Source organism: Acidovorax sp. SRB_24, assembly GCF_012931925.1.
In genome coordinates this window covers 15,430-36,696 of sequence record NZ_MWOM01000041.1, presented here as the reverse complement: position 1 = coordinate 36,696, position 21,267 = coordinate 15,430, and the positions used below count along the sequence as shown (strand labels likewise).

Annotated in this window: 17 protein-coding genes; 2 read left to right on the top strand and 15 right to left on the bottom strand. The window is 68.0% G+C overall.

Translation table 11 applies throughout. The features are described from left to right. Positions 1-916 (top strand): DUF3108 domain-containing protein (locus B2J89_RS14185; protein WP_169169709.1); only part of this gene is annotated, 916 nt, incomplete at its 5' end. A gap of 135 nt (positions 917-1,051) precedes the next feature. After that, entirely contained in the window at positions 1,052-1,348 is a 297-nt protein-coding gene (locus tag B2J89_RS14180; RefSeq protein WP_169169708.1) for a DUF3567 domain-containing protein, read from the top strand. 77 nt (positions 1,349-1,425) lie between these two features. On the opposite strand, the gene B2J89_RS14175 is transcribed toward B2J89_RS14180, so the two are convergent. The 15 genes from B2J89_RS14175 to B2J89_RS14105 all read right to left on the bottom strand — a co-directional run bounded on the left by B2J89_RS14175 (position 1,426) and on the right by B2J89_RS14105 (position 21,227). Beyond that, positions 1,426-1,974, bottom strand: a complete 549-nt coding sequence (locus B2J89_RS14175) for a hemerythrin domain-containing protein (protein WP_169169707.1) — start codon at positions 1,972-1,974, stop codon at positions 1,426-1,428. Positions 1,975-1,979: 5 nt separating this feature from the next. Continuing rightward, positions 1,980-2,384, bottom strand: coding sequence for a ribonucleotide reductase subunit alpha (locus tag B2J89_RS14170; RefSeq protein ID WP_169169706.1), 405 nt, complete (start codon positions 2,382-2,384; stop codon positions 1,980-1,982). Positions 2,385-2,399: 15 nt separating this feature from the next. Further along, positions 2,400-3,080, bottom strand: coding sequence for a nitroreductase (locus B2J89_RS14165; protein ID WP_371809074.1), 681 nt, complete (start codon positions 3,078-3,080; stop codon positions 2,400-2,402). Further along, entirely contained in the window at positions 3,046-4,368 is a 1,323-nt protein-coding gene (locus B2J89_RS14160; RefSeq protein WP_240965029.1) for an NnrS family protein, read from the bottom strand. The genes B2J89_RS14165 and B2J89_RS14160 overlap by 35 nt, the downstream gene beginning before the upstream one ends. Continuing rightward, positions 4,365-6,803: an adenosylcobalamin-dependent ribonucleoside-diphosphate reductase gene (locus tag B2J89_RS14155; protein ID WP_169169705.1), complete on the bottom strand. Its 2,439-nt coding sequence runs from the start codon at positions 6,801-6,803 to the stop codon at positions 4,365-4,367. The genes B2J89_RS14160 and B2J89_RS14155 overlap by 4 nt, the downstream gene beginning before the upstream one ends. A gap of 423 nt (positions 6,804-7,226) precedes the next feature. Continuing rightward, a complete protein-coding gene (locus B2J89_RS14150) occupies positions 7,227-7,952 on the bottom strand; it encodes a carbonic anhydrase (protein WP_169169704.1) in 726 nt (241 codons plus the stop codon). Positions 7,953-7,954: 2 nt separating this feature from the next. After that, positions 7,955-8,830, bottom strand: coding sequence for a peptidylprolyl isomerase (locus B2J89_RS14145; RefSeq protein ID WP_169169703.1), 876 nt, complete (start codon positions 8,828-8,830; stop codon positions 7,955-7,957). After that, the gene (gene narI, locus B2J89_RS14140) at positions 8,827-9,633 is read right to left on the bottom strand and encodes a respiratory nitrate reductase subunit gamma (protein ID WP_206042735.1); all 807 of its coding nucleotides are present in this window, start codon (positions 9,631-9,633) and stop codon (positions 8,827-8,829) included. Before narI ends, B2J89_RS14145 begins: the two co-directional genes overlap by 4 nt. After that, complete coding sequence (gene narJ, locus B2J89_RS14135; RefSeq protein WP_205763837.1) at positions 9,630-10,337, bottom strand: nitrate reductase molybdenum cofactor assembly chaperone; 708 nt, start codon at positions 10,335-10,337, stop codon at positions 9,630-9,632. Before narJ ends, narI begins: the two co-directional genes overlap by 4 nt. A 3-nt stretch (positions 10,338-10,340) precedes the next feature. Next, entirely contained in the window at positions 10,341-11,873 is a 1,533-nt protein-coding gene (gene narH, locus B2J89_RS14130) for a nitrate reductase subunit beta (protein WP_169169702.1), read from the bottom strand. Further along, on the bottom strand, positions 11,870-15,688 hold the full coding sequence (locus B2J89_RS14125; RefSeq protein ID WP_169169701.1) for a nitrate reductase subunit alpha: 3,819 nt from the start codon (positions 15,686-15,688) through the stop codon (positions 11,870-11,872). Before B2J89_RS14125 ends, narH begins: the two co-directional genes overlap by 4 nt. Positions 15,689-15,722: 34 nt before the next feature. Beyond that, positions 15,723-17,138, bottom strand: coding sequence for an MFS transporter (locus tag B2J89_RS14120; protein ID WP_169169700.1), 1,416 nt, complete (start codon positions 17,136-17,138; stop codon positions 15,723-15,725). 20 nt (positions 17,139-17,158) lie between these two features. Further along, entirely contained in the window at positions 17,159-18,451 is a 1,293-nt protein-coding gene (locus tag B2J89_RS14115) for a nitrate/nitrite transporter (RefSeq protein WP_169169699.1), read from the bottom strand. A gap of 129 nt (positions 18,452-18,580) precedes the next feature. Next, positions 18,581-19,285 carry a response regulator transcription factor gene (locus tag B2J89_RS14110; protein ID WP_169169698.1) on the bottom strand — a complete coding sequence of 235 codons (705 nt, stop codon included), beginning with the start codon at positions 19,283-19,285 and terminating at the stop codon, positions 18,581-18,583. Beyond that, positions 19,242-21,227, bottom strand: coding sequence for a type IV pili methyl-accepting chemotaxis transducer N-terminal domain-containing protein (locus tag B2J89_RS14105; protein ID WP_169169697.1), 1,986 nt, complete (start codon positions 21,225-21,227; stop codon positions 19,242-19,244). Before B2J89_RS14105 ends, B2J89_RS14110 begins: the two co-directional genes overlap by 44 nt. Between the last annotated feature and the right edge of the window lie 40 nt (positions 21,228-21,267).

The following is a 21,267-nucleotide window of genomic DNA, read 5'->3' as shown; positions in this document are numbered from 1 at the left end:
CCTCTTGGGCCCGCCCCCCGGCGCGACCGACCCGGAGCCTCTGGCAAACCGTGCGCCGGACCCGGAAACCGACAACCAGGCCAGCGCGCCCTCTCCCGACCCTGCCGCCGAGACTGCCCCCGACCACGGGCCGGGCCCGCAGCCGCTCCTTGCGGCCGAGGCGCCGGACGCCCCTTCAGAGGCCCCCGCGCCGGCGCCCGCCGCAGGCACGACAGCAGCGATCGACATCGCCGTGCCGGGCACGGGCGCACCCGGGGACAGCGCAGCGCCCCGCCCGGTGCGCATTCCGCCTCCCGTGCGCCTGGATTTCGAGGTCAGCGGGCAGGCCAAGAAGCTCCACTACAGCGCGCGCGCCGAACTGCTGTGGCAGCACGACGGCCAGCACTACCAGGCGCGCCAGGAGATCAAGCTGCTGTTCCTGGGCGCGCGCACGCAGACCAGCGAGGGCGACATCGCCGCGGGCGGCCTGCAGCCCCGGCGCTTCGGCGACCGCGCACGCAGCGAACAGGCCGCGCACTTCGATTACGCCCACAACCGGATCACGTTCAGCGCCAACACGCCCGAAGCCGTTCTGGTGCCGGGCACGCAGGACCGGCTCAGCGTGTTCCTCCAGCTCGGCGCCCTGCTGGCCGCGGCGCCCGAACGCTACCCGGTGGGCACCCGCATCAGCGTGGCCACGGCAAGCGCGCGCGCGGCCGACGTCTGGTCGTTCACCATCGAGGGCGAGGAAACGCTGGACCTGCCCGTGGGCGCCACCCCGGCGCTGAAACTGGAGCGCCTGCCGCGCCGCGACTACGACCAGAAGGCCGAGCTGTGGCTCGCGCCCGCCCTGGGCTACCTGCCCGTGCGCATCCGCCTCACCCAGGCCAACGGCGACTTTGCCGACCTGCGCCTGAGCGGCCACGCCGCGCCCTGAACCGGGGCCAAGGCCCCGCCAGCGAAGGTGATTGGCATCCGTGAAATACTGGGGCAGGCCCCCGGGCCGCACCGCAGGACTTGAACTCCGCGCCCGCGCTGTCATCTGACAGACACACAGACCAGGGAGAACACCATGCACATGCTCTACGACTCAGAATCTTTTGTGGTGGTCCACATGCTGACAGACGCCGTGAAGCCGCTCGATGCCACGTCGGCGGACAGCCCCGCCCCCGCCCCACAGCTGGCCCGCCACGGCTTCGAGATCGTGGACAAGCGCTCGGGCAAGGAGGTCTACCTCGATGGCTCGTGGGCAGAAATGTTCCAGCAGGTCATCCTGGCATGGCAGCGCGACGCACCGACGCAGGAGGAAGTGGAAGACACGCTGGACCGCTACACGGGCCTGGCGCAGAACCCGGTGGTGGTGCACTGACCAAGCAAAACACCAGTCAAATCCGCCACAAACACTTACCCATCAAACGCCAGAAGCTATCATTATAATAGCGCCAATCAGGGCGCAGCGCCCCGGCGCTGGCGCATGTCCTGGGCCATGCGCTGCAGCGCGTCGGCGCCGAGCAGGGCGCGCGCCGCCGGGTACACCAGGTCTTCCTCGCTGCGGATGTGCGCGGCGTAGGCTGTGGCGAAGCGCGCGAACGCGGCCTCGTCCTGCGCGCTGAAGGCGGTTTTTTTCCCTTCGGCCAGCGCCTGCAAGGCCGTGCGCGCGGCCTGCCAGTCGGCGTCCATGCGCGCATGGTCCTGCTGCAGCTGCCGCACCCGCGCCGCCATGGCGGCGTCACCGTGCGCCAGCAGCGGCGGAAACACGTGCAACTCTTCGTCTTCGTGGTGCAGAGGCGCGGCGAGGTCGAAGTAGAGCAGCACATCGTGCGCCGCCTGGCGCGCGGAGTCGTCGCAGGCCTGGCCGTGCAGGTAGCCGACCAGCCTCTGCAGCAGCGCCAGCGTGCGCTGCACGCGCTCGTGGCAGGCCTCGAGCATCTCGAACGGCGTGTCAAAGCCCACGGCGGGCGCGCCGAAGCCGGGCAGGGCCGCGTTGCCGGCCATGGCGCTCAGCCCAGCCGCACCGGCTCGCCCTGCCGATTGAACGGGATGAACGCGTCCACCCGGCCCTCCTTCACAGCGTCCACCATGCGCTGCAGCGGCGCCTCGGCCTCCTCGCTGCTGGGCGCGCGGTGCAGCGTGCCAGACAGCGCGGCGGCGAACACCATGGCCCAGTCGTGACCGAACTGGGCGGATTCGTCCACCAGTGCGGCAAACGAGGCAATGTCTTCGGGCCGCTTGTCCACGCACATCAGCGGCACCAGCGCGCCGCCCTGCCCGGCCGCGAAATCGGCGCGCTGTGCGGGCGTGGCATCGCCCGGCAGCTCGGCGCCGGCGAACACGAACAGCAGCCTCTGGGGCTCGGGCTGCGAGCGGGCGGCCTGCAGCAAATCGTCAAAACTCGCAATTTCCATGGGTGTTCTCCGACATCACAGCAAAGGGTCTGCGCGCGACGGCTCGTCGGGGGGCTCGCCGCCGAGGGTGCGCAGGTAATCGGTGGGCACGGGACGCAGGCGCGCGCGCTTGCGCGACTGCACCGTGCCCAGGCTCAGGAAGCACAGCGCGTGCTCGCCCGCGCCCAGGCCAAACAGTGTGCGCAAGCCCGCGGACTTGAGCGCCTTGCCGCTGGTCAGCGCCGAGCCGTAGCCCAGCGCCGTGGCCATGAGCAGCATGTTCTGCACCGCGCAGCCGGCCGACACGATGCGCTCGTGCAGGTCGATCTGCGGGTCGCCGCGCTCGCCGTCCACCACCACGAGCAAAAGCTCGGGCGAGCGATAGGCCTTGTCGCGCGCCTGCGCCACCTGCTCGGGCGTGGCGCGGGCGTCGCGCCCGAGCAGGGCGGCGGCGAACACCTCGGCCAGCGGCCCGCGCTGCGCCTGCGGCACCCGCACCAGGCGCCAGGGCAGGATCTGCCCGTGGTCGGGCGCCTGGCCGGCGGCGGCCACGATCTGCGCGAACTCGGCAGCCGGGGGCGCGGGCTCGGCCAGGCGCTTGGGCAGGATGGTCTGGCGCGCCTGGATCAGCGTGGCAGCCACCGCGGCCAGCTCGCCGGGCGCGGCCGCGGGCGTGCCGCCTTCAACCGGGGCGACCATCGGCGCGCAAGCGTCCATACCAGTCTCCCAGCCGCACCCCCCATACCGCCACCACGGCGGCCCACAGCAGCGCGGCCGCCAGCAGCAGCCACGCCGACGCGGCACCGGGCAGCGCCGCCGCGATGCGCAGCACGGTGGCCGCCTGCAAGGCCCAAAAAAGCGACCAGACCGTCCGGTCGGCCACCAGGGCACGGCCGCTGTGCCCGCACGACACGCGCGTGACCATGGCCAGCATCAGCGAGGCCAGGCACCCCATGGTGAGCGCATGCAGGGCCCCCAGGCCGAGCACGGGCGCGCCCTGCGCCAGGCCCAGCAACTGGGATACGCCAGCGAGCACCAGCGCCAGCCCCAACCACAGAAAGCCCAGGTGCAGCATGGCCAGCAGCCGGTTCTTGAGGCTTTGCACCACGCCCCACACGCCGGCCAGCCACAGCAGCACGGCGCCCACGGCCAGTTCCAGCACGCCGCGCACCAGCAGCCACAGCGGCGCCACCGGCCCCTGCAGCGGCCCGTCGAGCTCGACCCACACGGCAGCGGCCTCGAGGGCGGCGGCGGCCAACATCAGCCACAGCACCCAGAACGGGCGCCACACGGCGATGAACGGCAGGGCGCTCGACGTGAAAAACGGGATCATGCGGTGCGCCACCGTGACGTACACCACCACGACGAAGCCCCACAACGCCGTGAGCACGCAGGCGCGCGCCACGGCCGGCGCATCCAGCGCCAGGCCGAGCACGGCGCCCATGGCGCTCAGGCTGCCGACGGCGCAGGCCACGGCGATGGCGCGCGCATGCACCTGGTCGTCGGCGCGGCTGCGCAGCACCAGCCACCAAAACAGTGCCGTCATCCACGCCAGGCCGAGCGCCGCCAGCGCCGCACCCGCGATGGCCCAGCGCGCCGCCATATGGGCGCCCCCCAGCCACAGCAGCCAGCCCAGGGCCTGCAGCAGCAGGGGCGGCAGCAGCGTGCGCGTCCCCCAGGGCGCAACCCCCAGCCACTTGGGGCCGGCGGTGAACAAAAAACCCGAAAAGAACAGCGGAATGAAGCCCAGCACCATCACGGCGGCATGCACGAGCGACGGCGACAGCGCATAGGGCAGCCCCAGCAGTCCGCTCGCCCGGTCCACCTGCACCAGCGCCCACCACACCCCCGAAGCCCCCAGCAGCACCATCGCCAGGAAAAACCCCAGCCGGTGCGGAGCCCGCATCAGGTAGACCGGCCGCCAGCGGGGGTCGGGCGGCGCCAGCCCATCGGGTGCAGGCTTGCCCGGTGCCCCAGGCCGCGCGGTGGCGGGGCGCAGGCTCATCCGCAGGTGCCGAGGTGGCCGCACTGGGTGCAGTAGTCGCAACCGTCCTTGCGGATGACCGCGTGCGCGCCGCACTCGCTGCATTTCTGGCCGGCCATGATGGGCGGCATGGCGGCCACGGCCACCGCAGGCGCCTCGGCCAGCGCCGGCACATCGACGCCCAGGTTCTTGCGGACGCGCCGCGCCAGGATGTTCTGCACTGCGTAGGCGATGGCGGCCACTTCGGAGTCGTGCCACATGGGCACATGCGTGCCATCGGCCTTCTGGTGCGTGCCCAGGCGCACGGGGCCGCGGTCCCAGGCGACCTTGCGCATGTCGCTGAGCGCACGCTCGAGGAAGCCGCCGCGCGCCGCCAGCGACAGCAGGCGCATGCTCGACGTCACCCATTGCTGCGACTCGCCGCTCTGGCCCACGGGCATGAAGAACTCGATCGCGCGGTCGACCGTGCCGGTGCCGTCGGCATTGGGCACGGGCAGGAAGGACACCACGAGGTACAGGCGCTTCTGGCCTTCCTGCGTCCAGTACTCCACTTTCTCGGCCACGGCCGACAGCGCGCCCTTGGGGCGGCTCTCGATCACGGTGCGCATCGGGTCCACCGGGGCCGCGGCCGGCGCCTGCGGCGCAGCCTCGGCGGGGGCGTGGGTTTCGAGCACCGCACCCAGGATGCTGTTGGGGCGGTAGGTGGCCAGCCCCTTGAGGCGCGCGCGCCAGGCCTGCAGGTACAGGCCCTTGAAGTCGTCGTACGGGTAGTCGGCCGGGATGTTCACGGTCTTGGAGATGGCCGTGTCCACGAAGGGCTGCACCGCCTGCATCATCGCGATGTGGCCGTCGGCCGACATCTCGAGCGCCGAGACGAAGTACGCGGGCAGACGCGCCACGTCGCCGCCGAGCTCGCGGTACAGGCGCCAGGAATGGTCTTCGACCGCGTACTCGGAAGTGCTGCCGTCGCCCTCGCGCTTCCTGCGCTTGTACATCCACGAGAACGGCGGCTCGATGCCGTTCGAGGCGTTGTCGGCAAAGGCCAGGCTCACGGTGCCGGTGGGCGCGATCGACAGCAGGTGGCTGTTGCGGATGCCGTGCTTGCGGATGTCCTTTTGCAGCGCTGCTGGCAGGCGGCTGGCAAACGTGCCGGTGGCCAGGTAGCCCTCGGCGTCGAATTTCGGGAAGGCGCCCTTCTCGCGCGCCAGCGCCACGGACGCGGCATAGGCGGCGTCGCGCATGCGCTCGGCGATGCGCGCCGCCATGGCGCGGCCCTCGGGCGCGTCGTAGCGCAGGCACAACATGGCCAGGGTGTTGCCCATGCCGGTGAAGCCCACGCCGATGCGGCGCTTGGCGTGCGCCTCTTCGCGCTGCTGGGGCAGGGGCCAGAAGGTCAGGTCGAGCACGTTGTCGAGGGCGCGCACCTGCAGCGCCACCGATTTTTCAAACGCGTCGAAGTCGAACGCCGCTTCGCCCGACAGGCCGAACGGGTGGCGCACAAAGCGCGTCAGGATGACGGGGCCGAGGTCGCAGCAGCCGTACGAGGGCAGCGGCTGCTCGCCGCACGGGTTGGTGGCCTCGATGGACTCGCAGTAGTGCAGGTTGTTGTCGGTGTTGATGTGGTCGAGGAACAGGATGCCGGGCTCGGCGAAGTCGTAGGCCGACTTCATGATGGTGTCCCACAGCTCCTGCGCCGGCAGCGTCTGGTAGACCCACTGGCCGTCGGCCCGCTGGTAGGCGCCCTGCGCCATCAGCGTGGCGCCCGGCCGCGCCTGGTGCACGAGCTCCCACGGCTGGTCATTCTGCACCGCCTCGATGAAGGCATCGGAGACGCCCACCGAGACATTGAAATTGTTCCAGCGCCCCGGCGTGCGCTTGGCGGTGATGAAGTCCATCACGTCGGGGTGGTCGATGCGCAGCACGCCCATCTGCGCGCCGCGGCGCGCGCCGGCGCTCTCGACCGTGGAGCACGACTGGTCGAACACGTTGATGTAGCTGCACGGGCCCGAGGCCATCGAATGCGTGCCCTTGACCTGCGCGCCGCGCGGGCGGATGCGCGAGAAGTCGTAGCCCACGCCGCCGCCGCGCCGCATGGTTTCGGCCGCTTCGCGCAGCGCTTCGTAGATGCCGGGGTAGCCGCCCTCGTCCACCCCCTGGATGCAGTCGCCCACGGGCTGCACGAAGCAGTTGATGAGCGTGGCCTGGATGTCGGTGCCGGCGGCGCTCATGATGCGGCCCGCGCCGATGGCGCCGGCGTGCAGGTTGGCCAGGAACAGCGCTTCGTATTTTTCCCGCTCGCCCTCGGCCTCGACCGAGGCCAGCGCGCGTGCCACGCGGCGGTACAGGTCTTCGGCGCTGGTTTCGCCGGCCTTGAGGTATTTTTCTTTCAGCACATCGAGGCTGATGGGCTGGGTGGCGGTCACGTCGTGCGCGCGGCCGAGGTCTTCGCGTTTCATGGGGTCTGCCTTGGGAAAAGGCGGCGCAGCACCGGGCACGCGCAGCCGTGGAAGGGGTTGCGCAGCGCACCGGGTCCCGGAAACAGGACAAGGTGGGCGCTGCGCAGACGGCAAGAATAGACCTTTTTGGCGACAGACCCGCGCAAGTCCCGCCCCGGCGTGGTGGTTAAAACGCATTCCTGACGCAGCGCAATCTTGGTGCATCTGTCCTGCGGTCCCCAGCGGCACGGGCTCGGGCGGAGGCGCCGTCCACGCCCCGCACCGGGGGCGGCGCCCCTTCGCGGATCCACTGGGTGGGAATCCGGCCTTTGGCATCGAAACAAGGCTCTAGCGCCTGCCAGCCGTATGCAGATAGCTATCAAAGTCATAGTTCCCGGTGGCCCCAGGAATTTCAGGCATGGAACCCGGGCATGGCGCGCTGGCTCAATCGCAAATCACCTGCCCATCGTGCTCGACATACGGGGCATACGGGCCGGTGCCGCTGTTCGTGGCCACCGAGGCGGCGACGAAATTGCCTGTCTTGACATCGAAGACATGGACTTCGCCGTCCTCAATGACGTAATGCCAGCCGTGCAGGCTGATCTGCCCCGCCAGCACGCGGCTGCGCACCATGGGAAATTCCATCAGCCGGCCCAGTTGCAGCACCACGGCGCGCTGCTCGGTGCGGCGCAAGGCCTCGGGGCATGGCTGGACCGGCAGCACCGCCTCGCGCCCCAGGTCGAGCCAGCGCAGCAGGTTGTGGGCTTCGGAGGGCACCTCGCCATACAGCGCCTTGATGGCACCGCAGTGGCTGTGACCGCAGACCACGATCCGGCTGACCTGCAGGCTGAGCACGGCGAATTCGATGGCCGCCGCCGTGCCGTGGTGGCCGTGCGAGCCGTCGTAGGGCGGCACAAAAGCCCCCACATTGCGCACCAGAAACAGCTCGCCCGGACCGGCGCCGGTGAGCAGGTAAGGCAGCAGGCGCGAGTCGGAGCAGCCAATGAACAGCGTGGTCGGGTGCTGTCCGTCGGCCACCAGGTCCTGGAAACGCTGCTGGTGCAGCGGGAAATAGTCCGACTTGAAGCGCCGCAGGCGCACCAGCAGTTCGTCGCTGCTGTCAGCGCTGCTGTCGCTGTCGTTCGCGCTGTCGTGAGCCGGCGCGTCCATGCCTACTGCACCAGCGGGGAGTCGGCGGCGTCCAGTGCGATGTGTTCCAGCGTGGCCTCGCCCGCCAGCAGGGCCATGTACTGGTGCAGCGCGCGAGCGCGCGACTGCATCGCCAGCAGGCGCGCTATGCGCTCGCGCACCTCGGCGTAGGTGGGCTGGGTTCCCTCGCGGCGCTCCAGCACCTCTACGATGTGGAAGCCAAACCGGCTGTGCACCAGCCGCGGGAGCACGCCGACGCGGGCTTGGTGCTGCTGTGTGTGGAACAGCGCCTGCGCCAGTTCGGGCGCGCAGTCGTCCGGGCCGATCCATCCCAGGTCGCCGCCCTGGGTGCTGGTGGGGCAGTTGGACAGTTCGGTCGCCAGCTGCGCAAAGCGTCCGGGCGGGCTGTCTGCGTGGGTCAGTTCCAGCAGGGCTTTTTCCGCATGCACTGCCAGCGCCTGCACGTTGGTGCCGGGCGTGACCGCAAACAGGATGTGCCGCACATGCAGCGCCTGCCCCACGGTGAACTGCGCAGCGTGCGCCTGGTGGTAGCGCTGGCACTCGGCCTCCTGCGGCTGCGGACTGCGGACGTCCGCGTCGACCAGCTGTTCGAGGATTTGGCGCTCCGGCTCGCCCAGTTCGGGCGCCACGCTGCCCGCGTGGGCCGGCAACAGCCTCTGCGCCACCGCGCGCTGGCGCAGCAGTTCGGCATAGGCGCGTTCGCGCAGTTCGTCCTCGGCAGGGCGCTGCCCCGGGAGGTGCAGGGCCACGCCGTTGATGGTGGCCGTGGGCCCGCTCCGGGTGCCGGCCGCCGCGGCATCGGCAGGGGCAGCCGCGCTGCCACAACCGCATCCGCTGCCGCAACCGGAAGAGGAAGAGGAAGAGGGAGCGGCGTTCATGAGAACTCTCCTTTGGGCGAGGCGGCGCCCGTCGGGGCCTGGGCGACCGGGCGGTGGGCGGGATGGACCGCCTGCACCGGCTGCGGCGCGTGCGACGAGCGCGTGGTGACGCCCACGTCCAAGCGCCGGCTGCGCACCACCTGGTAGGGCCGGAACAGGTAGCCCACCGACGCAAAACCGCTCCACACGTGCACCAGGCGGCTGAACGGGAACAGCAGGAAGATCGTCATGCCGAAGACGATGTGAAACAGGTAGGGCCAGGGCAAGCCGGCCAGCACCTCGGCATCGACCGTGCGCAGCGTCAGGATGCGCTGCGCCCAGTCGGCCAGGATCAGCATCACGCTGCCGTCGGAATGCGCCCACGAAAAAGGCAGCGTGATCAGGCCCACGACCAACTGCACCCACAGGATCAGCAGGATCGCCAGGTCGGTCTTGTGGCTGGTGTAGCGGATGCGCTCGTCGAACATGCGACGGTAGATCAGCATCGACAGGCCGATGAAGCAGAGGACACCGAACAGACCGCCCGAGTAGATGGCGATTTTCTGCTTGACCGAAGCTTCGAGAAAGTGCGCATAGAACGCATGCGGCGCCAGCAGGCCGATCAGATGGCCAAAGAACAAAAACAGGATGCCGACGTGGAACAAATTGCTGCCCCAGCGCAGCAGCCCGGTGCGCAGCAGCTGCGACGAATCGCTTTTCCAGGTGTACTGGTCGCGGTCGAAGCGCAGCAGGCTGCCGAGCAGGAACACCGCCAGGCAGATGTAGGGGTAGACCCCGAAGAGAAAACCGTGCAGGGAAGTCATCGCTGTGCTCCTTGGGTGGGGCGTGCCTGGCGCGCGGCGTGGGGCACGATGTGGATGGGTTGCGGCTGGTCGGGCCGCGCCTGGCCTTTGGACGAGCAGCCGTCAAACACCACCGGCTCCTGCCAGACAGCGTCCATCGGCTCTTCGGCGACGATCTCGACCGGCGAAGCTTTCTCGCCCGCCAGTTCGAGCAAGGCGCCCAGGACGCAGGCATAGGGGCTTGCGCGCTGCTGCAGGGCCGCAAAGAGGGCATTGAAGATGTGTGCCATTTCGGCGAGGAACTCGCGCGCCTGGCGCGGCGGCTGCGTGGAGGTGAACTCCAGCACCACCGGCAGGAAGTCGGGCATTTCGCCCTCGCCCAGGAACATGCCGGCCTGCTCGTAGGTTTTGGCCAGATCGATCATGGCCGGGCCGCGGTCGCGCGAGTCACCATGCACATGCTCGAACAGGTGCAGCGAGGTGGCGCGGCCGCGGTCGAACAGCTCGACATAGTCGGCCTCGGCTTCCAACGCCGCTTTGCGCTCCAGGGTATCGATCAGCGCGTCGAGCTCCGCCAGGCGCGGCGCAGGCAGCGCCTGCTCCTGCAGCAGCGCAGCGCGCAGCCCGGGCAGGTGGGCGCGCAGTTCCGCATCGGGGTAGCCGAGCAGCCGCGCCAGCACGCGCAGGCTTCGGGTCGCAGTGGGGGTGTGGTTGAACAGGGCCATGGCTCAGACCTCCACCTTGATGGGAATGGTGCGTTTCTTGCTGCCGCCAAACAGGCTGACCTCGCTGCTGCCTTCAGAGCAGCCGTTGCCAAAGGTGAAACCGCAGCCACCGCGCACGTCGAACGCGTTTTCGGCGTATTCGCGGTGGGTCGTCGGGATCACGAAGCGGTCTTCGTAGTTGGCAATCGCCATGGTGTGGTACATGTCCTCGACCTGCGCCACGGTCAGGCCGGCCTGCGCCAGCACCGCCAGGTTCTGTTCGTGGTCGACATGCTTGCTGCGCTGGTACGAGCGCATCGCCAGCATGCGCTGCAGCGCGCGCACCACCGGCGCGGTGTCGCCGCCCGTGAGCATGTTGGCCAGGTACTGCACGGGGATGCGCATCTGGGAAATGTCGGGCAGCTCGCCGTGGATGCCGATCTGACCGGCATTGGCCGCCGAAGTGATCGGCGAGAGCGGGGGCACATACCAGACCATGGGCAGCGTGCGGTACTCGGGGTGCAGCGGCAGCGCCACCTTCCAGTCGACCGCCATCTTGTAGACCGGGCTCTTGCGCGCGCTTTCAAGCCAGGCCTCGGGAATGCCGTCCTTGCGCGCTTGCGCGATCACGGCCGGGTCGTGCGGGTTGAGGAAGATGCCCAGCTGCGCCTGGTACAGGTCCTTGTCGTTTTCGACGCTGGCGGCTTCCTGGATGCGGTCGGCGTCGTACAGCACCACACCGAGGTAGCGGATGCGACCGACGCAGGTTTCACTGCACACGGTCGGCTGGCCGGCCTCGATGCGCGGGTAGCAGAAGGTGCACTTCTCGGCCTTGCCGCTCTTCCAGTTGTAGTAGATCTTCTTGTACGGGCAGCCCGAGACGCACATGCGCCAACCGCGGCACTTGTCCTGGTCGATCAGCACGATGCCGTCTTCCTCGCGCTTGTAGATCGAGCCCGACGGGCACGAGGCCACGCAGCTTGGGTTCAGGCAGTGCTCGCACAGGCGCGGCAAATACATCATGAAGGTGTTTTCGAACTGCCCCACCATGTCTTTTTGCACCTGCTCGAAGCTGTCGAGGTTGGCGTCCTTGCTGCGCTTGGAGAACTCACCGCCGAGGATTTCCTCCCAGTTCGGGCCCCACTCGATCTTCTCCATGCGCTTGCCGGTGATCAGGCTGCGCGGCTGCGCCGTGGGCGCGGCCTTCATTTCGGGCGCCGACTGCAGGTGGTCGTAATCAAACGTGAAAGGCTCGTAGTAGTCGTCGATCTGCGGCATGTTCGGGTTGGCGAACAGGCGCATCAACATCTTCCACTTGCCGCCCTGGCGCGGCTCGATGGACCCGTCGGCGCGGCGCACCCAGCCGCCGTTCCACTTGTCCTGGTTTTCCCACTCCTTGGGGTAACCGATGCCGGGCTTGGTCTCGACGTTGTTGAACCAGGCGTACTCCATGCCCGGGCGGCTGGTCCAGACGTTCTTGCAGGTGACCGAACAGGTGTGGCAGCCAATGCACTTGTCCAGGTTCAGCACCATGCCGATTTGCGCGCGTACTCTCATGCCGACTCTCCCTGTTGCTGCACCGCGAAGGCGCGTTCGTCCTGGCGTGGCGTGTCCAGCCAATCCACCTTGTGCATCTTGCGCACGACGACGAATTCGTCGCGGTTGGTGCCGATGGTTCCGTAGTAGTTGAAGCCGTACGACAGTTGCGCGTAGCCGCCGATCATGTGCGTGGGTTTCAGGACGACGCGCGTGACCGAGTTGTGGATGCCGCCACGGTGCCCCGTGATCTCCGAGCCGGGCGTGTTGACGATCTTTTCCTGCGCGTGGTACATGATCACCATGCCGGGCTTGATGCGCTGGCTGACCACGGCGCGTGCGGTGAGCGCGCCGTTGACGTTGTAGGCCTCGACCCAGTCGTTGTCCTCTACGCCGATCGCCTTGGCGTCGTCTTCGCTGAGCCAGACGATCGGGCCGCCCCGGCTCAGGGTCAGCATCAGGAGGTTGTCGGTGTAGGTCGAGTGGATCCCCCACTTCTGGTGCGGCGTGATGAAATTCAGCAGGATTTCCGCATTGCCGTTCGCGCGGATACCATGCACGCCGGCCGTTGCCTTCAGGTTCACGGGTGGCCGGTAGCTGGCAAAGCCTTCGCCAAAGGCGTGCATCCACGGGTGGTCCTGGTAGAACTGCTGGCGGCCGGTCAGCGTGCGCCAAGGGATGTACTCGTTTACGTTGGTGTAGCCGGCGTTGTACGACACGGTTTCGGACTCGATGCCGCTCCAGGTCGGCGAGCTGATGATCTTGCGCGGCTGCGCCTGGATGTCGCGGAAGCGGATTTTTTCGTCCTCGCGGTGCAGCGCCAAGTGTGTGTGCTCGCGCCCGGTCTGCTTGCCCAGCGCGGCCCAGGCCTTCACCGCGACGTGGCCGTTGGTCTCGGGCGCGAGCTGCAGCACCATTTCGCAGGCGTCGATGTCGCTGTCAATGCGCGGCATGCCCTGCGTCACGCCCGGCTCGGTCACCACTCCGCTGAGCTGCCCCAGCTGCGTGACTTCGGTCTCGGTGTTCCACGCAATGCCCTTGCCGCCGTTGCCGATCTTGTTGAGCAGCGGACCCACGGCCGTGAAGCGCTTGTAGACATTCGGGTAGTCGCGCTCGACCACCTGCATCTGCGGCGCCGTCTTCCCGGGAATCAGCTCGCATTCGCCGCGCTTCCAGTCCTTGACCTCGAAAGGCTGGGCCAGCTCGCCCGGGGTATCGTGCATGACCGGCGTCAGCACCATTTCCTTTTCGACGCCCAGGTGGCCGTCGCACAGCTCGCTGAACTTCTTCGCAAACCCCTTGTAGATCTCCCAGTCGCTCTTGGACTGCCACACCGGGTCCACGGCGGTGGACAGCGGGTGGATGAAGGGGTGCATGTCGCTGGTGTTGAGGTCGTTCTTCTCGTACCAGGTGGCCGTGGGCAGCACGATGTCCGAATACAGGCAGGTCGTGCTCATGCGGAAGTCGAGCGTGACCAGCAGGTCCAGCTTGCCCTCGGGCGCCTGGTCGTGCCAGACCACTTCTTCGGGCTTGGCGTCTTGGGCGCCCAGATCCTTGCCCTGCACGCCATTGGTGGTGCCCAGCAGGTGTTTGAGGAAGTATTCATGGCCCTTGCCCGACGAGCCAATGATGTTGGAGCGCCACACGAACATGTTGCGCGGCCAGTTGTCCGGGTGGTCGGGGTCTTCACAGCTCATTTTCAGCGAGCCGTCCTTCAGGGACTGGACCACGTAATCCTTAGGATCGAGTCCAGCGGCCTGCGCGTTCCTGACCACCTGCATCGGGTGGGTTTGCAGCTGCGGGGCACTCGGCAGCCAGCCCATGCGTTCGGCGCGCACGTTGTAGTCGATCATGCTGCCGCCGTAGAGCTTCTTGTCGGCCAGCGGCGAGAGCACTTCGTCGACCCCGAGCTTTTCATAGCGCCACTGGTCGGTGTGCGCGTAGAAGAAACTGGTGCTGTTCATCTGCCGCGGTGGGCGGATCCAGTCGAGCGCAAAGGCCAGCGGCGTCCAGCCGGTCTGCGGGCGCAGCTTCTCCTGACCCACGTAATGCGACCAGCCCCCGCCGCTCTTGCCGATGCAGCCGCACATCATCAGCATGTTGATGACGCTGCGGTAGTTCATGTCACTGTGGTACCAGTGGTTCATGCCGGCACCGATGATGACCATGGACCGGCCTTCGGTCTTGTCGGCGTTCTCGGCAAACTGGCGCGCCACGGCAATGATCTGGTCGCGCGGCACGCCGGTGATCTGCTCCTGCCAGGCCGGCGTGTAAGGGGTGTTGTCGTCAAAGTCGGCTGCCGCCAGCTCGCCCGGCAGGCCGCGTGCAATGCCGTACTGCGCCACCTGCAGGTCGAACACGGTGGCCACCAGCACCTCCCGGGCTTCACCGTCCGTGCCGAGGGCGATGCGCTGCACCGGCACGGTGCGCACCAGCACATCGCTTTGCTCGTTGTTCGGGAAATGCTCGTGGTGGACTCCGCCGAAATACGGGAAACCCACACGGGCGCTGTCGTGGTCCGCCGCGTCGCCTTCGAGCGTGGACAGCCTGAGCGCCACATCCTTGCCCTCGCGTGCTTCCTTGGCCTCCAGGTTCCACTGCCCGGCATCGGCCCGGCCGTCCGGCCCCCAGCGGAAACCGATCGCGCCCTGCGGCGTGACGACCTGGCCGTCCGCGTCAAAGGCCACGGTCTTCCAGTCGGGGTTGTTGTCCTGTCCGAGCCGGTCGGCAAAGTCGGAGGCGCGCACATAGCGGTCGGGCACCATCACGGATTCGCCGCTGGCCAGCGTGTGCGCCTTGAGCATGACCAGCATCGGCAAATCGGTGTAGCGGCGCGCGTAGTCGTCGAAGTAGGCCGAGCGCGGCTTGCCGTTGCCGCCAAAGTAGAAATCCTTGAGGATCACATGGCCCATCGCCATCGCGACCGCGGCGTCGGTGCCCTGCTTCGGGTGCAGCCACAGGTCGGACAGCTTGGCGACCTCGGAGTAGTCGGGCGTGATGGCGACGGTCTTGGTGCCCTTGTAGCGCACCTCGGTGAAGAAGTGCGCGTCCGGCGTGCGCGTCTGCGGCACGTTCGAGCCCCAGGCGATGATGAAGCTCGAGTTGTACCAGTCGGCCGACTCGGGCACGTCGGTCTGCTCGCCCCAGACCTGCGGGCTGGACGGCGGCAGGTCGCAGTACCAGTCGTAAAAGCTCATGCACACGCCACCGATCAACGACAGGTAGCGCGACCCGGCCGCATAGCTGACCATCGACATCGCCGGGATCGGCGAGAAACCGATGATGCGGTCGGCGCCGTGCTGCGCGATGGTGTAGACGTTGGACGCGGCAATGATCTCGTTGACCTCGTCCCAGGTCGAGCGTACAAAGCCTCCGAGGCCGCGCACGCTCTGGTAATCACGGCGCTTGGCGTCGTCCTGCACCACGGCGGCCCAGGCCTCGACTGGGGAAAGGGTCAAGCGTGCCTCGCGCCAGTGCTTGAGCAGACGGGCGCGCACCATCGGGTACTTGACGCGGTTGGCGCTGTAGAGATACCAGCTGTAGCTGGCGCCGCGCGAGCAGCCACGCGGCTCGTGGTTGGGCATGTCCCAGCGCGTGCGCGGGTAGTCGGTCTGCTGGGTCTCCCAGGTCACGATGCCACCCTTGACGTAGATCTTCCATGAGCACGAGCCGGTGCAGTTGACGCCGTGCGTGCTGCGAACGACCTTGTCGTGCGCCCAGCGGTTGCGGTAGGCGTCTTCCCAGGTGCGGTCTTCGGCGGTGGTGACGCCGTGCCCTCCCGAAAACGATTCCCGGGGCTGGGAAAAGTGGTTGAGGCGGTCGAGGAAATGGCTCATCGGGAGGCTCCTTTTCGTTTCTGCAGGCAAGGGTTCAGCACGGCATCTCGGCGTGCTTGCGCGCGTAGTACCACCAGGTCACCACGATGCACAGGACATAAAAAACGGCGAACGTCCACAGCGCAAACTCGGGCCCGCCGGTCAGCGCAATCGAGCTGCCGTAGCTCTTGGGGATGAAGAAGCCGCCATAGGCCGCAATGGCCGCCGTGAAGCCCAGCGTGGCCGCGCCCAGCGTGTTGCCTTCTTTCTGGGCTTGCGCCACGGCGGTGGTGTCGTTGGCATCGACGCCGCGCATGGCCTCTGCCAGGAAGATGGCGGGAATCATGCTGAAGGTCGAACCGTTGCCGATGCCCGTGGTCAGGAACAGCACCAGGAAGCAGACGAAGAAGCCGGCAAAGTTGCCACCCACGCCGCCGTGCGGCAGGAACTGGATCACGCCCACCACGGCAATTGCCATGACCGCGAAGTTCCACAGCGTCACGCGCGCGCCGCCCACCTTGTCGGCCAGCCAGCCGCCGAAGGGCCGCACCACGGCACCGACCAGGGGGCCCAGCCACGCATAGGCCAGCGGATTGACGTCCGGGAACTGGCTCTTGATGAGCAGCGGAAAGCCCGCGGCATAGCCGATGAACGAACCGAAGGTGCCCAGGTACAACAGGCACATCAGCCAGTTGTGCTTGCGCCGGAAGATCGCGGCCTGGCTGGCAAAGGAGGCCTTGGCATCGGCAATGTCGTGCATGCCAAACCACGCGGCGAGGGCGGTGAGGGCGATCCATGGCACCCAGATGAAGGCGGCGTTCTGCGTCCAGACCTGCACGCTGGCGCCGTTCTTCGCGATGGTCTGCCCTTCGCCGCCAAAGATGCCGAAGATGCCGGCCGTGACCACCAGCGGGCTCAGGAACTGCACCACCGACACCCCGAGGTTGCCCAGGCCCGCGTTCACGCCCAGCGCCGAGCCCTTGCGTTCCTTGGGGAAGAAAAAGCTGATGTTGGCCATGCTGGAGCTGAAATTGCCCCCGCCCAGGCCGCACAGCAGCGCCAGCGCCAGCATGGTCGGGTAGCCGGTGGTGTTGTCCTGTACGGCGTAGCCGATGCCGACTGCGGGAATCAAGAGGGAGGCAGTGGAGATCGCCGTCCAGCGCCGGCCGCCGAACACCGGCACCATGAACGAGTAAAAGATGCGCAGCGTGGCGCCGCTGAGCGCAGGCGCCGCCGCCAGCCAGAACAGCTGGTTGCTCGAATATTTGAAGCCGAGGCCAGGCAGGCTCACGGCGACCACGCTCCAGACCTGCCAGATGGCAAAGGCCAGGAACAGCGCCGGCACCGAAATCCAGAGGTTGATCTTGGCGACGGCTTCGCCTTCGCGCTCCCAGAACGCCTTGTCTTCCGGCGTCCAGATGTGCAGGGTGCGCCCGGTGCGTGCACGCGCGGCAGGGGTAGAGGCAGACATGGTGTGTGGCTTTCAGAAGGTCAGCGGACTGCACGCGCCGCCAGGGCGTTGGCCGGGCCCATCACATCGGTGCGACGGACTTCGGTGAAATACATCCAGATCAGCGAGACCCAGACCACGCCGTACATCAGCATGAAGGCGCTGGAGCGGATGCCGGTCAGGTCCATCAGGGCGCCGAAGGCGATCGGCAGCACAAAGCCGCCCAGGCCGCCGGCCAGGCCGACGATGCCGCTGATGGCGCCGATGTTGGCCGGGTAGTCGTCGCTGATGTACTTGAAGACGCTCGCCTTGCCGAAGGCGAAGGCAATGCCCAGGATGAACATCAGCGCGGTGAACGTGTACACGTTCAGGCCCAGGTGAAAGGTCTTGGCGCCGTCCACGGTCAGGATGCTGAAGTCGGTCTGTGGATAGCTCAGCAGGAACAGGCAGATCCAGCTGACCCACATCACCCACCAGGTGACGCTGTGCGCGCCATACTTGTCCGACAGCCAGCCGCCAATGGCGCGCAGCACGCCGCCGGGCAGCGAGAAGCAGGCCGCCAGCAGCGCCGCCACGCGGATATCGAGGCCGTACTCCCCGACGTAGTACTGCACCATCCACAGCGACAGCGCCACGTAGCCGCCGAACACGATGCTGTAGTACTGGCAGTACTTGAGCACCTTGGGATCCTTGAGCGCCTTGAGCTGGTCGGTGAACTTGACGTTGCTCGGCACCAGGTGCGCCGGGTCGCTGTAGCTGAACAGCCAGAACAGCACCAGCGTGCCCAGCATGATGGCCGCATAGACATGCGGCACCATGGTCCAGCCAAAGGCCACCAGCAGCACCGGGGCGACGAACTTGTTCACCGCGGCGCCCGAGTTGCCGGCGCCGTACACGCCCATGGCCGTGCCCTGGCGGTTCTTGGGGAACCAGCGCGCCACATAGGGCGTGCCCACCGAGAACGAGCCGCCGGCCAGGCCGACGAAAAGACCAATGGTGAGGAAGTGCCAGTACTCGGTGGCATAGCCCATCATCCAGATGGCCGGCACGGTGACGGCCATGAGCACCGCCATGACGATGCGCCCGCCGTACTTGTCGGTCCAGATGCCCAGCGGCACGCGGATCAGCGAACCGGTCAACACCGGCATGGCCGTGAGCAGGCCGAACTGGGTCGAGCTGAGGTTCAGCATTTTCTTGATCGGAATGCCGATCACGCCGAACATCATCCAGACCATGAAGCAGACCGTGAACGCCAGTGTGCTGACGACCAGGACCGACCAGGCCTGCCGGGTGCGTTGCGGACTGGGGCCCGCAGACAGCGGTGCTTGTGCCATTGCGCGATACCTCTCTTGTGTTTGTAGAGGGATCGTCGCCTGCCATGGCGTCTTCGGCCATCCTCCTGCCGAGGCATGCCCGCGTGGCAAAAGAACTAGGCGCCGCCCCGGCCGCCTCGTCCCAAAGAACTAGGCGACGCGCTGGCGGTCGGTGGCGTACACCGCGGCCTGCACGCGCGAGGTCAGCTCGAGTTTGCGCAGGATGTGCTGCACGTGGATCTTCACGGTGGTCTCGGCAATGTCGAGCGTGCGCGCGATTTCCTTGTTGCTGGCGCCGCGGGCGATCTCGCGCAGCACCTCTTCTTCGCGCGGCGTCAACGCCGCCGGTGCCGGCGCGGCCTCGTCCGGCATGGCGCAGGGCGCCGCGGCCGCGCCGTCCGCGGGCGCCGGGCTGTCCTGCGCCTGGAACGCCGCCACCAGCTTGCCCATCAGTTCGAGGCTTACCACCGGCTCGCCGCGCACGGCGCGGCGGATGGCATCGGCCAGCAGGTCGCCATCGATGGTCTTGAGCAGGTAGCCATGCGCGCCATTGCGCAGTGCCATGGCCAGGTCCTGCGCGTCTTCGCTCACGGTCAGCATCAGCACGCGCGCGAGCGGCAGCTGCTGGCGCAGGTCCTTGATGGCATCGATGCCGCTCACGCCAGGCAAATGGTTGTCCATCAGGACCACGTCGGGCTGCAGCGCGGGCGCCAGCCGCAGCGCCTGCGCGGCGTCCCCTGCCTCGCCCACCACCTGCAGATCTTCATCCTGCCCCAGCAGCGCCACCAGGCCGCGGCGGAACAGGGTGTGGTCATCCACTACGAACAGCTTGATGGGGGCGGGTGGTCGGTTCATGCGCTTGCGTGGTTGGGTGCAATGGGAAAGAAGGTGCCGCAAGGGCGGCGGCGTTGCCGCTGGCCAGGGGTGCGCCCGCCGCGCTGGCCGGCAGCTCGATGCACACGGTGGTGCCCTGGCCGGGAGCCGAGCGCACGTGCACGTGCGCGCCAATGCCGCGCGCGCGCTCATGCATGATGCCCAGGCCCACGTGCACCGATTCCGGCGCGGTGGCCACCATGTCAAAGCCCACACCGTCGTCCTGCACCTCGAAGCGCCAGTGCGGATGGCGCTGCGCGCGCAGTTGCACCCGGCTCGCGTGCGCGTGCTTGCGCACGTTCGACAACGCCTCCTGCAGCATGTGCAGCACCTGGATCTGTACATCGGGCGCGAGCGGCAGCCCGTGGCCGTCCATGGCCAGTTCGGTGGCGATGCCGGTCTGGTGTTCGAACTTGGACAGTGTGGTGCGCAGCGCCGCCTCGATGTCTTCGGCGCTGGTGCGCGTGCGAAAGTGCACCAGCAGCTCGCGCACATCGGCGTAGCACTCGCGCACACCGACATCGAGCTCGGCCAAGCTGCGGTCGCGCCCGGAGATGTTGTTCTTGGCCACGGCGTCGCGCAGCAACTGGCTCTGGATCTTCAGGAACGCGAGCGACTGGGCGATCGAGTCGTGCAGTTCGCGCGCCAGCAGGCCGCGCTCCTCGGCCACGGCGGCTTCGCGCTCGAGCGCCGCTGCGCGCAGCCCTTCCATGGAGCTGGCCAGGTGGCGCACCATGGCTTCGAGCAGTTCGCGCATGTCGTCCGTCAGCTCGACGGGCGTGCGGAAGAACAGGTTGAGCTCGCCGAGCACGCGCTGGTGTACCACCACCGGCAGCGCCACCAGGGTGGCATAGCCCGCCTCCTGGCAGTGCGCCAGCAGCATGCTGGACGTGGGCACGATCGGAATCACCCGGGTGCGCGCTTTTTGCTGCGGCTGGCCGCACAGGCAGCTGCCGGCGTGCAGGCACTGCTCCTGCTCGGCCATGGCACGCGGCAGGCCGTCGGTGGCCAGGATCACATAGCGCTCGTTGCCCTCGTCGGACCAGCGCACCACCGCCGCGTCGGCCCGGGAGATGCGGCGCGCCTGCTGCACGAAGCCCTGCGCCAGCACTTCCAGGCTGGGCGCCTCGGAGGCCTTGGCGCTGACCTCGTACAGCGCAGCCAGGCGCTGGCTCTTGTCTTCGATGCTGGCGGTTTTTTCGCGCACCTTGCGCTCGAGGTCGGTGTGCGAGGCCTGCAAGGCCTGCGCCATGCGGTTGAAGCCCGCGGCCAGTTCGCCGAACTCGTCATCGGACTCCACCGCCAGGCGCGTGTCGAGCGCGCCCTGGCGCATGCGCGCGAGCGCCTGGTGCAGGCGTGCCACCGGGTTGAGCACGACCCAGTAACTGAGGGCCATGAAGGCCACGGCCGCCGCGATGGCCAGGCCCATCATGGACAGCTGCAGCAGGTGCAGCACCGAAGTCCAGCGCGCGCTTTCAAGCTCGATCGCATGCACCAGCCCGTTGATGAGGCGCACGTTCGCATCGGCCTGCGCCACCACCTGCTGCACCGGGGGCGGCGGCTCCGCCGTCCACTGCGCGCGCGTGCTCGCCCAGGCGGTGCGCACCTCGGTAAAGCGCGTGTGCGTGTCCTCGCCCCAGGGCACGAACAGCGGGCGCGCCGGGTCGCCGGTACGCAGCAGTTCCAGGCTGGTGTCGAAATTCTGTGTCAGCGCGCGCAGCTCTTGAGGGGATTCGGTCTGCAGCGCCAGCGCCATGCGCATGGTGTGCATGCGCAGACGCCCCGCCTCGTTGACGGCCGCGGCCCCGCCTTCGAGCTTCCAGGCCACCCACAGGGTCAGCCCGATCGAGGTCAGCGCCACCAGCAGGAAGCTCGCACCCATGGCCAGGAGCTTGGTGGTCAGCGTGGTGGGGGCCTTGCGCATCGGGCCAGTGTAAGAGATGGATGTGGCGTACCGCTACCAT

Coding starts and splice junctions, on each gene's coding strand:
- narI (WP_206042735.1), bottom strand. CDS start 9,633: ATGACTTCCCTGCACGGTTTTCTCTTCGGGGTCTACCCCTACATCTGC.
- B2J89_RS14145 (WP_169169703.1), bottom strand. CDS start 8,830: ATGAACGCCGCTCCCTCTTCCTCTTCCTCTTCCGGTTGCGGCAGCGGA.
- B2J89_RS14125 (WP_169169701.1), bottom strand. CDS start 15,688: ATGAGCCATTTCCTCGACCGCCTCAACCACTTTTCCCAGCCCCGGGAA.
- B2J89_RS14110 (WP_169169698.1), bottom strand. CDS start 19,285: ATGAACCGACCACCCGCCCCCATCAAGCTGTTCGTAGTGGATGACCAC.
- narJ (WP_205763837.1), bottom strand. CDS start 10,337: ATGGCCCTGTTCAACCACACCCCCACTGCGACCCGAAGCCTGCGCGTG.
- narH (WP_169169702.1), bottom strand. CDS start 11,873: ATGAGAGTACGCGCGCAAATCGGCATGGTGCTGAACCTGGACAAGTGC.
- B2J89_RS14155 (WP_169169705.1), bottom strand. CDS start 6,803: ATGAAACGCGAAGACCTCGGCCGCGCGCACGACGTGACCGCCACCCAG.
- B2J89_RS14105 (WP_169169697.1), bottom strand. CDS start 21,227: ATGCGCAAGGCCCCCACCACGCTGACCACCAAGCTCCTGGCCATGGGT.
- B2J89_RS14150 (WP_169169704.1), bottom strand. CDS start 7,952: ATGGACGCGCCGGCTCACGACAGCGCGAACGACAGCGACAGCAGCGCT.
- B2J89_RS14165 (WP_371809074.1), bottom strand. CDS start 3,080: ATGGACGCTTGCGCGCCGATGGTCGCCCCGGTTGAAGGCGGCACGCCC.
- B2J89_RS14175 (WP_169169707.1), bottom strand. CDS start 1,974: ATGGCCGGCAACGCGGCCCTGCCCGGCTTCGGCGCGCCCGCCGTGGGC.
- B2J89_RS14170 (WP_169169706.1), bottom strand. CDS start 2,384: ATGGAAATTGCGAGTTTTGACGATTTGCTGCAGGCCGCCCGCTCGCAG.
- B2J89_RS14160 (WP_240965029.1), bottom strand. CDS start 4,368: ATGAGCCTGCGCCCCGCCACCGCGCGGCCTGGGGCACCGGGCAAGCCT.
- B2J89_RS14180 (WP_169169708.1), top strand. CDS start 1,052: ATGCACATGCTCTACGACTCAGAATCTTTTGTGGTGGTCCACATGCTG.
- B2J89_RS14115 (WP_169169699.1), bottom strand. CDS start 18,451: ATGGCACAAGCACCGCTGTCTGCGGGCCCCAGTCCGCAACGCACCCGG.
- B2J89_RS14120 (WP_169169700.1), bottom strand. CDS start 17,138: ATGTCTGCCTCTACCCCTGCCGCGCGTGCACGCACCGGGCGCACCCTG.